13 protein-coding genes and 2 pseudogenes are annotated in these 12,061 nt (G+C 40.7%); 7 read left to right on the top strand and 8 right to left on the bottom strand.

All coding sequences use genetic code 11. From position 1 onward, the window contains the following. Positions 1–130: 130 nt before the first annotated feature. On the bottom strand, positions 131–1,063 hold the full coding sequence (locus D1094_RS17215; RefSeq protein WP_118961343.1) for a LysR substrate-binding domain-containing protein: 933 nt from the start codon (positions 1,061–1,063) through the stop codon (positions 131–133). Between the two features lie 138 nt (positions 1,064–1,201). Between D1094_RS17215 and D1094_RS17210 the strand changes: the two genes are divergently transcribed. Both D1094_RS17210 and D1094_RS17205 read left to right on the top strand, forming a co-directional pair. After that, entirely contained in the window at positions 1,202–1,903 is a 702-nt protein-coding gene (locus tag D1094_RS17210) for a CPBP family intramembrane glutamic endopeptidase (RefSeq protein WP_118961342.1), read from the top strand. A 59-nt stretch (positions 1,904–1,962) separates the two neighbouring features. After that, the gene (locus D1094_RS17205) at positions 1,963–2,601 is read left to right on the top strand and encodes a LysE family translocator (RefSeq protein WP_118961341.1); all 639 of its coding nucleotides are present in this window, start codon (positions 1,963–1,965) and stop codon (positions 2,599–2,601) included. A gap of 51 nt (positions 2,602–2,652) precedes the next feature. On the opposite strand, the gene tnpC is transcribed toward D1094_RS17205, so the two are convergent. From tnpC to tnpA, 3 genes are all read right to left on the bottom strand, one after another. Beyond that, the gene (gene tnpC / locus D1094_RS17200) at positions 2,653–4,134 is read right to left on the bottom strand and encodes an IS66 family transposase (RefSeq protein WP_118961340.1); all 1,482 of its coding nucleotides are present in this window, start codon (positions 4,132–4,134) and stop codon (positions 2,653–2,655) included. A gap of 86 nt (positions 4,135–4,220) precedes the next feature. After that, positions 4,221–4,571 carry an IS66 family insertion sequence element accessory protein TnpB gene (gene tnpB, locus D1094_RS17195; RefSeq protein WP_118961339.1) on the bottom strand — a complete coding sequence of 117 codons (351 nt, stop codon included), beginning with the start codon at positions 4,569–4,571 and terminating at the stop codon, positions 4,221–4,223. Then, positions 4,568–4,879, bottom strand: coding sequence for an IS66 family insertion sequence element accessory protein TnpA (gene tnpA, locus D1094_RS17190; protein ID WP_118961338.1), 312 nt, complete (start codon positions 4,877–4,879; stop codon positions 4,568–4,570). Before tnpA ends, tnpB begins: the two co-directional genes overlap by 4 nt. Before the next feature lie 218 nt (positions 4,880–5,097). On the opposite strand from tnpA, the pseudogene D1094_RS19015 reads away from it, so the two are divergent. Further along, positions 5,098–5,333: pseudogene (locus D1094_RS19015) on the top strand (endonuclease III); the annotation flags it as partial. 6 nt (positions 5,334–5,339) lie between these two features. On the opposite strand, the gene D1094_RS17180 reads toward D1094_RS19015, so the two are convergent. After that, positions 5,340–6,236 (bottom strand): LysR family transcriptional regulator, encoded by an 897-nt coding sequence (locus D1094_RS17180; RefSeq protein ID WP_118961337.1) that lies wholly within the window; start codon positions 6,234–6,236, stop codon positions 5,340–5,342. Positions 6,237–6,304: 68 nt separating this feature from the next. Between D1094_RS17180 and D1094_RS17175 the strand changes: the two genes are divergently transcribed. From D1094_RS17175 to D1094_RS17160, 4 genes and pseudogenes are all read left to right on the top strand, one after another. Next, positions 6,305–7,291: an NADP-dependent oxidoreductase gene (locus D1094_RS17175; RefSeq protein ID WP_220452571.1), complete on the top strand. Its 987-nt coding sequence runs from the start codon at positions 6,305–6,307 to the stop codon at positions 7,289–7,291. Positions 7,292–7,313: 22 nt separating this feature from the next. Further along, positions 7,314–8,030 carry a hypothetical protein gene (locus D1094_RS17170; RefSeq protein ID WP_147361098.1) on the top strand — a complete coding sequence of 239 codons (717 nt, stop codon included), beginning with the start codon at positions 7,314–7,316 and terminating at the stop codon, positions 8,028–8,030. Then, entirely contained in the window at positions 8,027–8,953 is a 927-nt protein-coding gene (locus D1094_RS17165) for an MBL fold metallo-hydrolase (RefSeq protein WP_118961335.1), read from the top strand. Before D1094_RS17170 ends, D1094_RS17165 begins: the two co-directional genes overlap by 4 nt. 123 nt (positions 8,954–9,076) lie before the next feature. Next, positions 9,077–9,325: pseudogene (locus D1094_RS17160) on the top strand (endonuclease III); the annotation flags it as partial. Between the two features lie 62 nt (positions 9,326–9,387). Here the strand turns inward: D1094_RS17160 and D1094_RS17155 are convergent. The 3 genes from D1094_RS17155 to D1094_RS17145 form a co-directional block, all read right to left on the bottom strand. Continuing rightward, a complete protein-coding gene (locus tag D1094_RS17155; RefSeq protein ID WP_118961334.1) occupies positions 9,388–10,797 on the bottom strand; it encodes a serine hydrolase in 1,410 nt (469 codons plus the stop codon). Between the two features lie 127 nt (positions 10,798–10,924). Beyond that, entirely contained in the window at positions 10,925–11,521 is a 597-nt protein-coding gene (locus tag D1094_RS17150; RefSeq protein WP_118961333.1) for a hypothetical protein, read from the bottom strand. A gap of 1 nt (position 11,522) precedes the next feature. Continuing rightward, a complete protein-coding gene (locus tag D1094_RS17145) occupies positions 11,523–11,999 on the bottom strand; it encodes an RNA polymerase sigma factor (protein WP_118961332.1) in 477 nt (158 codons plus the stop codon). Between the last annotated feature and the right edge of the window lie 62 nt (positions 12,000–12,061).

Here is a 12,061-nt window from a genome sequence, read left to right as displayed (position 1 = left end):
GCCTAAGCACAAGTTAACTTTAATTAAGTTATAATGCCAACTTATTTGACGATTAAATGCTATCTCATTTACACTCATGCCAATTACCTCCCCCTAGTTCATTAGACACTTTAGTTCACGTGCAATGTTTTTAATAAATAAGTTGCTGCTTAACTCTGCTAACAGATGCCTTTAGTTCTTTTGATATCCAATCTCTCAGGTTGACTATCACAGGATGATCTGCCTTTTCATGAGAACATACAAAATAATATGAATATTTCATCTTTACTGCACGTCCTACTTGTTTAAAAAGTTTCATTTCCAGCATATCTGTTTCAACTAAACTCGCTCTAGCGATGGCAACCCCTTGCCCCGCCGCCGCAGCCTGAAGTGCAATGTCAGATCGGTTAAAGCTTTGCTTTTTATGATTATCAGGAAAACTAAGTGCTTGGTTGCTGAGCCAACCTTTCCAAGAGCTTTCATCACTTCCTTTTTCAGCTATAACATCTAGTAGCCAAGGAAAATCGAATAACTGCTTTGGATGAGCAATAATATTTTCATCTTTAGCTATAGCATTACTTGCTACAGGAAAAACCCATTCATCACAAATAAAGGACATATGCAGAGTAGGGTCGTTAATATCGGTTAGTCGTATTGCGGCATCGATGCCTTCATAATCTAAGTCGATAATTTTGTCGTCAGTCAGTACCGATAATGGCTGATTAGGGTGTTTTTGGTTGTACTCACTGAGTTTAGGTAACAACCACTTGGTCGCTAATGACGATATAGTGGTTAAACTTAACGGAGCCTCAGATATGCTCTTCAGACTGGATAATGTTCGCTCTAGTTCAACTAGATTTAATCGAGACTGATTATATAAACGTTGGCCAACATCTGTCACTTTCATATATCTTGTTGTTCTATTAATAAGACTTACACCTGTGATTTCTTCCAATTGCTTTATTCGATGACTTACTGCACTTTGCGTCAAACCTAATCGCTTGGATGCTTTACTGAAACCTCCTTCTTCAACTATTGCGCTAAACACTTGAAGACAAGTTAACGTTGATGGATGTAATGCCATAGGAAACTATTTATCTCTTTTATTAATAAATAAATGAAATATTATCATTTAAAAAATAAAGACAAAACCATTATTTTAATAGGCCAATAAAATACCATCGAAAAGCTAAAACTCGGCAATATTAGGAAAAATTAAATAATGATAAAATTAACTTCGAAACAACAAACAATTTTTGAAGTGGTTGTTGTATTAGGCGCAATGTTACTCGTTAAAGACATCGCTGACAGATTAGGTGCTATTGGTGCGGGTTCAATCGCTATGTGGTGTGGAATATTTGTCGCAACGTTCTTTATGAAGAAACAAAACATCACGTGGAAAAGCCGCGGCTTTAACTTACCTTCTGATGGAAAAAATTGGTTCAAATCTATAGGCATTTCAATTCTAGTCGTGGTGCTAGTGCTAATATTTATGGCTACGGTGGTACCAATTATCTCAAGTGCCCTTGATGTCACTATCCCCAAAAGCTCTACTGATAGGTTTGAGTTCTTATTAGGTAATCCTTTGTATTTAGCTATATATTTGCTGGTTGTAATTTGGATTGGTGCAGCGATAGGTGAGGAGCTATTAATGCGCGGTTTTTTATTGAATAGCCTGATGTCGTTATTTGGAGAAAGAAAAGCCGGTGTCATTTCAGCGGTTCTAGTTCACGCTACTATTTTCGGCATGCTTCATATATCCCAAGGTATACCAGGGATTATTAGCACTGGCATTGTGGCTGTAATTTTCGCATTGGTATATCTATATTGTGGTCGAAAATTATTCCCATTGATCATTGCTCATGGATTGATCAACTCCCTAGGCCTCATCGCTTATTATGTTAGTGATGGAAAAATCACCTAACCCGTTTCTAACCTCAGATATAACATGTAATTGATAATATAGGACTAATAGAAGCTTTTATGGAATATTTAATCTCCGTGGTTATCTTTTCAATCTCTGCATCTGTTACACCTGGACCAAATACTATTATGGCAATGGCTTCTGCTGTTAGTTTTGGCGCAAGAAAGAGTTTGCCTTTGTTATGGGGAATTAGCATCGGCTTTTCCATTATGCTGTTTATCGTTGGTCTTGGATTTGGACAAGTATTTTCTTTGTTCCCTCAACTGACAATTTGCATAAAAATTATCGGTATCGTTTATTTACTCTATTTAGCGTTTGTCGTAGCCAACAGTGGGGAGGGGAACAAAAATTTCAAATACGATAAACCATTAAGTTTTTCTAAAGGCCTACTACTTCAATGGGTAAATGCAAAAGCATGGATAATATGCGTAAGTGCAGTGTCAACATATACTACAGTTGGCAATTCATACATTAGTCAAATACTGCTGCTTACCTCTACATTTTTGATAGCGGGACCAATATGTGTTGGTATTTGGGTGTTTTTTGGGGCCTTTTTAAAAAAACATTTTACCCGTAGTAAATATATTAAAAGAGTTAACATGATTATGGCGCTCCTTCTGATTCTCTCAATAACACCTGTCATTAAAGATTTATGGTTACATGATTTAAAAACAGCAACTTTATTCTTACGTTTATAAAAAACCTATGGATAGATTATGAGTAATCAGTAAGCGTCCGGCAATCGACACTTAGCTAAGTTTAATATTCCAAGGAAGTAGTTTTTTTACATCCGTTTGTTCATGGCTTAGCTGCTCAAGACAATGAGCAATATAGTCAAATGGCGTTAAGCCATTAGCCTTCGCGGTTTCAATTAACGAGTACAGCATTGCACTGGCGCGCGCGCCATTAGCTGTGTTTGAGAACAACCAGTTTTTTCGGCCAATTACGAAGGGCTTTACCGCGCGCTCTGCACGATTATTATCAATGGCTAGGTTGCCATCTTCAACGTAGCGGGTCAGTTTATGCCATTGGTTTATACAATATTGTATGGCTTTTCCTAGCGCACTTTTCGGTGGTACGTTGGCTTTTTCTATCCACTTATAAAACTGTTCAAGCTGCGCTTTAGCCTTTACCTGACGTAGCTGATACTTTTCACTGGCGTCTTTATCTTTAAGGCTGATTTCTATCCGGTATAGCTTTTGTATCATGCTGAGCGCCATATCGGCTTTGCCTATTTTACCTTTGGCTTGCGCGGTTTGTGCCTCGATAAATTTGCGGCGTGCATGCGCCCAACAACCCACAAGGGTGGCTGATGTTTTTTCATAACCGGCATAACCATCCACTTGCAGGTATCCCGTAAAACCATCGAGATAATCAACCGCGCACTGCCCAGCCCTACCAGCTTGGTAGTCGTACAAAACAATATTTGGGGTATCACTTTTATTCGGCGAATCTGTCCCTGTGCAATACAGCCACATATAGCTTTTTACTTTATCTTCATTAATCACTTTCAGCGTCGTTTCATCCGCTTGAATAACGCCTTGTTGCAATAATATAGTCTGCAATCGTGCATAAAGCGGTTTGAATAAATCCGCACTTTTCATCACCCAGTCCGCCATGGTTTTACGGCTCAGCTCAATGCCATATTGCTTAAATAGGCTCTCTTGGCGGTAAAGTGGTAGTGCATACTGATATTTACTGGTGATGATTTGACTGAGCAATGTTGCGGTTGCGATCCCTTTGGGAATAGGACTTGGTGGTACAGAGGCTATTTTTATCTGAGTTGACGTGCCTTTCTTTTCACACGTACGACAACTGTACTTTAAGCGTACATGTTCAATCACTTTGACTTGAGCTGGAATGAACTCCAATTTTTCGCTGCGCTCATCGCCCATCTGATGTAATTCATGACCACAGCATCCACAGGTTTTGTCTTCAATATCATGAATGCTAGTTTCACGCTGTAAGTCTGCGGGCAGTTTTTTTCGAACGGGCTTTTTCTTTGCTGTGGTGACCGGCGGCTCACGCGCTTCTTCAACAACATCAAGCTCAGCTTCGGCTTCATTAAATAAATCTCCCTGTGCTGGATGATTTTCACTGCTCGCGCCAAAGCGTTGCTGCTGGGCAAGGCGAAATTGCTCCTCTAAAAACATCAGTCGAGCTGCTTGCTTAGCAAGCAATTTTTTCAATAAGGCCGGATCATCCGGTAGCGAGTTAACATCTTCAATCATGCCGTTATTTTATCAAAAATATTGGCTAACTTGTTGGTCTGACTTAGATTATTTGGTGATCGATAAATGCTGCTTATGATCACCCGTTATAAGGCGACCGATTGATAGCTAATGGCTTGATGGCCAAGCACATCAAAGCCGTCAAATAGCCAATGCAGTTGTTGCTCGGGTAAGTTCATCGATTGTCTATTCAAGGTTGTTGGCCACTTGAATTTGTCTTTTTCCAGACGTTTATACCACAAGGCAAAACCGGTGTTATCCCAGTACAATACTTTCAGTTTGTCGCGGCCTTTATTGCAAAACACAAAGACACTGCCGGATAAAGGCGAGCGTTCCATTTGTTGCTCAACGATGGTCGCTAAACCGTTTATCGACTTTCTAAAATCGACAAAGTCACGATAAAGAAACACCGCTGGTACTGAAGAAAACATCTTCATGAAGCTAAGCCACTAAGTAATTCAACAATAAACTGAGCTGATGTGTCCCTAGGGAGTGACAATTTTCCCGAATCGGTGATGAGTGTAATGTTTTGCGCAGGCATCGTTTCAAGGCGTGTTGATTGTTGGGTAATAACTTGGGCCTGAATAAACCCCGTATGCTCCGTTGCATGAACAACCTTCGATTTTCGAGCATAAAAATACTTAGGGTTTAAGTTATGCTGGTTACAAAACTGAGGCACAGACAAACCGCTGGCTATTTGTTTTTCAACCAAGGTTTTCCAATCATCAAATGTTTTACGGATCATATGTTGCTCCTATCAATTAACTTGGAGCAACTTTACGATGGAAAATTAGTTAGAAGAATGTGTTTTTGCCCGGACGCTTACAGTAATCATTCCACTTTATTGGATTTAAATATCCATCAGTATCTATAAGAAAAATACACTCAAATGTTTATTACTCCATAGTTGATGTGTAACACTTATTTAGTTTTGCAAATCTACTTTATTTATCTTTTGGCTGACCGACAATAGCCGTGGACACCCATATCGATCGCCAATCAAACCACACTAAATTTGCCATGGGTAAGAACGTTTTTGAAGTAGAAAAAAGCTCTAAAAAATAGTGCCTAAAGAGTTTAAAGTGGGTGTTCACCATTGGCTTATCCTTCACGGTCGTTATGTATGCACAGCAAGGAAGCCAAAGTATGGTAGTTGTATAAGTGTAGACTTGCGTGAATTTAAAGAAAAGACTGAATAACCCTACTTATTGCTCGTCAATCGCGATAGAACCTGTAAACCGGTGTAACCAACCATCTGCTAGGCTTGGTTTATAGATCAATTCTATTTGCTCTTCACACATGTGATCACACCCCACCACATCGATAATCACTAAACCTGCATTACGGGCAACAAAGTCTGGCACATACGCAAGTGCAACCCCATTGTTAACCAGAGACATAAGCACACTAAACTCGGAACACCGATAGCTGATAGTACGAGGAACTTTATCGTCGCGCCAGCCGTCTGAGCCAATGCCTCTTTTGATACCACAAAAGGGCGATACACTCGGACAAGCAAAACCGAATTCACGCAACTGATCAACAGTGACCTCTCCATCGGGAAAGCGTTTGAGTAAAGGGTGCTGAACTGCTGCCACGACTTTAAACTTAGAAGTACCAAGGTGAATGCTCGAAAGGTCCTCACTGTGGGAACTTTCTTCTAGTGCAAACCTAGTTACCAAAGCTAAATGTGCCTGCCCCGTATTTACCTGCGCAATGGCACGGCCTTCCCAAACCGACTCTAAACTGTAATCATAATGTTCTTTGTTTAACCCAAGGGTAAGTTTGGGAATATAGTGCTGTAGTAATAACGAAGGCCCGGCCATCTTCACCAATGTTTTATTCCTATCGCCACTAAACTCACTAATAGCCTGCTCTGCTTCATGCACCAAATGTGATGCATAGTGTCGGAATTTCTCACCGTGTTGATTGAGCCGAATGTTTCGGCCAATCCTGTCAAAAAGTCGTATGTTGAGCTTGGTTTCGATGCGCTTAATAGTTTTTGAAAGCGCTCCTGCTGTAATGTTGAGCTGTTCAGATGCTGTTTGTAAATTTGATGTCTCAGCAACAATTAGAAATTTCTTTAAATCTTCGGTATCCATTTTCAACTCTTTATTTCCAAATTGGAATCATAAATGGAAAAACTATAACTTATCAGGACATAAGTTACATGCAACAATTTCGCACATTAAATACAAGAGGTGCGATAGAAATGTGCAGTTATCAGTTGAAGCAATGGTTTTACGTAAAACGACCTAATGAATTTGTAGGCAGAGAGCACTATGAACTCAGAGAGTCTGATTTTAGTCCCCAATTGTCCAAAAATGAGGTACTGATAAAATCTGAATACATTTCTGTTGACCCTTACATGCGGATCCAGCAAGCAGCAACACACTCATGGGAACCACCTCACCCTTTAAACACTGTGCAGGGTGCTGTGGTTGTAGCTAAAGTACTTGAATCAAACAATGACAACTTCCAACCCGGAGACTGGGTAACCGGATATATTGGCTGGCAAACTCATGCTGTTGTGCACGGCAATGAATTACAAACTCTCGATCCCGAGCAAGCAGATATAAAAACTGCACTGGGGATCTTGGGTATGCCAGGCAGAACTGCGTGGTTTGGATTAATGGAGGCTGGCAAACCCAAACCCGGTGAAACTGTACTCGTATCTGGTGCCGCAGGCGCCGTTGGCTCGCTCGTAACTCAGTTTGCTATAAAAGCTGGATGCCGTGTGGTCGGTATTGCGGGATCTGAAGAAAAATGTGAATGGTTAAAAACATTGGGTGTCGACGTGTATTTTGATAATGTCGGAGGCATGATAACAGATGCAGCGTTGACCAGTCTGAATCTGAGGGCACGTGTTGTTATTTGCGGCCAAATTTCACAATACAACGGCGGTCTGGATACCCCAGAAGTGGGCCCTCGCTTTTTACATCAGCTTTTGTATAAACGAGTTTCTGTGCATGGAATATTGGCACGTGATTTTACTCACCGCATGGCAGAAATGATCGAGCATGTTGCCCCTTGGGTCAAAGCGGGTGAAATAGAGTTCAAGTCCACAGAAGTCTGCGGTTTTGAATATCTGCCCGATACATTGGCTGGATTATTTGAAGGGCAAAACATCGGAAAGGCAATAGTTCGTGTTGTATAATAACGTATTAAGTGTACCAGCCATGAAAAACATAACGTACATCCTTTTCACATTGTTAATATTAACAAGCATGACTTTAGATGCACAAACTTCCCTTAATAAACATGACCTACATAAAAAACATACACGAGTAGGTTTTCATGGCATGGTGTTGTTTACTAATGGCAAGCGTCTCTTTGCCAGTCACTTACCTTTATATCAAGCGCCTCACGATTACCAACTTGTTTATGAAGTAGAAAGTACACATCGGCAGCAATTGCTGGAACACTTAACGCAAACAAATAAAACGACACACGCGCACTATGCGGAAAACATGATAACGCTGCTGCCAGCAACGTTTGACTTAAACACACTTATCGACGGTCAATCTTTTGAGATAGAAACTCAGTTTTACCTTGGTCACTTTGAGCGAGGTGGTGAGAAATGGCTGAAGGACAAAAACTTCACATTTGTCCGTCAAATATACAAGCGGCCACTAACAACTTTGCGTACCGCTGGAAAACCAAATCCAATAGAGTGGCATGTTTTGGATACAGGACCAGATAACAAGCAACTGCTTATCCATCTTATTCAAACTGCGCCATCGTTTGACGCAATCGTGTTTGGTCATCAATGCCTTGCTAATAACTTAGTGAATCAGTCCGAATCAGTGCCTGACATTGGCACGTTGTATTCTAAAATAAAGCAATGTCAGTCGATGGAAGTGTTGTACTTTGAAATAAGGGATTTTGCCAAATGAAGCTAATACTTGTACTGCTTTCAATTGCTTTATTTTCTTCGGACAATTCATTAGCAAGAGAGAGCGATTTTGATAAACGAATGGCTAAACTTTCACAACACACTTGGATTCACGGTTCACCAATTTGTGAGAGTAATAGTGATCCGTCCATAGAAGTTTATCAGTTTTCAGATACAACCTATATACTCAGGCAAAGCAAATGTAGCCACTACGAAGCCCCCTTTATTTACCTATTATTCGGTAAAAACAAGGTTTTTGTACTCGATACTGGAGCGACATCAGATCCAGTTACATTTCCATTGTTTCGAACCATTGAATCCATCGTCAATAAGTTGGCTGAACGAAGAAGGCCGATTTACGACAATTTATCTTGGTTAGTTGCTCATTCACATGGGCACGGAGATCACATTGCAGGTGATAGTCAGTTTCTAAATCAACCTGATGTATTGCTGATCAAGCCGAACTTGGAGTCGGTCCAACAAGCATTTAGATTGCACGACGAGAAATGGCCGAACGTTCACGCTAATGTTGAATTAGGGAATCGCAATCTCACTATTATTGCACTACCAGGACACAAATCAGATACAATAGCAGTATATGACAGTGAAACCAAGTGGCTTCTTACAGGCGATAGTCTTTATCCGGGTCGCTTGTATGTGAAAGACTGGGAAGCATTCCGTAATAGCATAGCTCGGCTAACTGATTTTGCGCAAAATAATGTCATATCGGCACTAATGGGTACGCATATTGAAATGAAGAATACGGCAGGACAAGATTATGAAATGGCAACGACCTATCAGCCAGAAGAAGCAGCGCTACCTATGTCCGTTAAAGACCTTAGCCTGCTAAATGAAATTATGCAGAGCAGAAAGTCACCATCACGGGTGGTTACAGACCACTTTATTGTTTATCCAATCGATTGATGCCAAGCCATGTTAATGATTGCACAAAGTCCTATTGCTAAAATAATTCGATTGGGTGAATATGAGTAACTGGAGTTCATTTAAAACCACCAAACACGAGCATTTCACAATCTACTTTTGCTATCTTTTAGCTGGCCGGCTATAGCGGTGGACACCCATATCGATCGCGTATCAAACCGCACTAATTTCGCCATGGGCAAAAACGTTGATCTAGTAGAGCAAAAGCTTCTAGAAGTGATAACAGCTGGATTTAAAGTTGATGTGCATCACTGGCTCATTTTGCACGGCCGCTATGCATGTACAGCTCGTAAGCAAAAATGTGGGTCGTGTATTATTGAAGACTTGTGTGAGTTCAAGGATAAAACCGAGTAAGAAAGAAACGCCTTGTAAAAAGGCGCAAAATGAAGAGTTCTGAGCAGCAAATAAATATCTTTCTATTTCAGCTTCTTGCCAGGTAGTGTTTGACCACCTTGATACATAGTAAGTGACGTTGCTATACCATCTGCATCAAGCTCAAACTGTATCCTCGCTTTTACTGCGTTATTAACAAACTCGTTGATTGAGTTAGCGGTTAGAGGCAACCTTGGTTGTCCTGTACCTTGGACAAATAACTTATTCTCATCGTGAGTTATCGACAATATAAAACCAGGTACCAGTTCATACCTCCCAATCAATTTTGCTAACTCTACTTCAGCCACTTTTACAGGAGTCGTTAGCTTTAAAGATGCCAAAGAATTCGTCAAATAACTGTACCCTATTTCATCCATCAATATAGAAGTGTTCGATAAAATTACGATGCCTTTATGCAAAGTAGGATTAAAGCCAATAAACGAAGCGAATCCACCTGTTTGACCATTGTGCATATAAACATCACCATCTGCTGTACCTTGGATGATCCACCCTAACCCCACTTTAGTATGTGAATTTCCAAATTCGGCTGTAGGCTGGTGGGTCAATTTGATTGCCGACGCTAACTCGTTTTGTTGCATATTGGCTTTTAAAAAAAGTGCCATGTCAGAAACATCTGAAACAACAGCACCTGCGCCAGCCATTGCTGGTAGTTGCCAATAGTCGGTAGTCTCAAGATTTCCGTTGTGCCCTTTGCTTCTTCTTGTCAGCGCAGATTTAGGCACGTCAACAAAGGTATCGTTCATCTTTAATGGTTTTAGAACGCGTTGCATCAACATTTGTTCGTAATTCATATTATCAATTTTAGCGAGTGTGTGTCCCAATAAACCAACTGCAAGGTTTGAGTATTCCGGTGATTCACCTACCTCACGAGGCAAGGTGTATTGATTAAGAAACTCGTACATCATTTCTGTCGTGTAATCGACATAAGGGTTTAACGGGTCGCCAAACGGCATATTGCTTGGAAGTCTAGGCAAACCCGAACGGTGGTTTGCCAAAGACTCAAAAGTGATGGCTTTGTCATTTTTCATTGGCAATCTGACTGACTTAGGCAAGTAGTTTTGAACGAGTTCGGACAGTTTTAACTTTCCTTCGTCGACAAAGGTCGCAAGTGCTGTAGATGTCATTACTTTGCTAACAGAGCCAATTTCAAACAAGGTGTTCTGGTCGATTTTTTGAACCATTTCCTTGTTTGCAACGCCAACGTTAATAAAGCTCACTTGACCGCTTTCGATGATGGCAACGGCGACCCCAACACTCAGTTTTTCAGTTTCTACTTTGTGTTTAAGCACCTTTTCCAGTTCGGCACTTGCTGCAGCTGCTTGTGAGTTACCAGAGGCTATCGCAATCATTAATGTGATCAAGACGACAATAATCGCCGAAGAAGAAGCTTTCTTATTACTTTGTTGTTTGCTGTTTGTTTTTTTGTTGTTCATGGTCGAAATTCCTTAGTAAATTTTGGCCGTATTTGCCCGAAGCAACTTGCTCAACAAGTCGCTTAAAGCACCCTTAAAAGGGGGGTAAATAAGGGAGGTTAGAGACGTAAGGGCTGTCTGTGGTGAGTTAGCTCATTTCTGCCAATCGTTGCTCAATGTTATTTAGCAATGGGGCAAACTTATTTTTGGCAGCGCGTTTATTTAAGAAGTACACACCTACAACCAGCAAACCAACACAAGCGTAATACCAATACATGCCCGACGATATTTGAGGAATACCTTGTTCGTTCACCTTTGCCCCTAACGTGATGAGTAAAATTGCCGCCGTCAGCGGAGTTATGTACCACCATACAACCGACTCCAACATTTGCTTTTGTTGCTGAATCTTTTGTTTTTCTTGGACTAAAAAGTCCTTAACACTACCGCTTTTCTTGGCGTCTACTTTTTTCGCAGATATCAGTCGATAGGGTATGTACATGCAAGCGACAATCGCAATGATTAAACCAATGCTTTGCATCGTGCTTGCCGAATTTAATAAACCCCATATCCAAACTGGGATAAGAAATACTGCGATTCCAATTTCGAGAAAATCGCGACGTTTAATCTCTTTATCAATCTTAGTGGTTTGTTGCTCAATCATGTCTATCACCTCAGTTAAATTATCAGGAGTTGATTCGGTTTCAATGGCTTGTTGCCAGTCTTGCTTTAAATCATCTAGCTTCACATCAATCTCCTATGTAATTGGTTTCAAATTCATTTTTAATGCGCTTAATACGCGACCTAACGGCATTGGAACTAATACCAAGCACTGTGGCGCTGTCATCCGAAGATAAACCATCTAAGTACATCATTAGCAAGCTCGCATCTGTATCATTTAGCCCATCCATAAAGCGGTTAAGAATATCTGCTTGGCAGCTTTCCTGCGTAGGCTGAAGCTCTTGCATTGATTGGTGTAATGGAGACTGTTTAATCTCTTTTTGCTTCACCGCTGCCCGTACAAATGTGCAGGCCGTATTCAGTGCTACTTTAAAAACCCAAGTTTCTTGTTTCGACTCGCCATTAAACGACTCAAAACTTCTCCAAAGCTGCAACAATATTTCTTGATACATGTCGTCAAACTCTCCGTCATGACTATATCGAGACGCGATATAACGTATGCGCCCTTGGTTGTTGATAATCATTTGTTCAAATTCTTTACGCATCTGTATCTGCATATTGCCAATTGGTTAGATATTTAATTAGTCGGTAATAAAACACGATTGTG

Source organism: Colwellia sp. RSH04, assembly GCF_003545765.1.
Taxonomy (GTDB): domain Bacteria; phylum Pseudomonadota; class Gammaproteobacteria; order Enterobacterales; family Alteromonadaceae; genus Colwellia.
The sequence above is the reverse complement of the archived record's forward strand: the minus strand, read 5'-3'. Positions and strand labels throughout refer to the sequence as shown.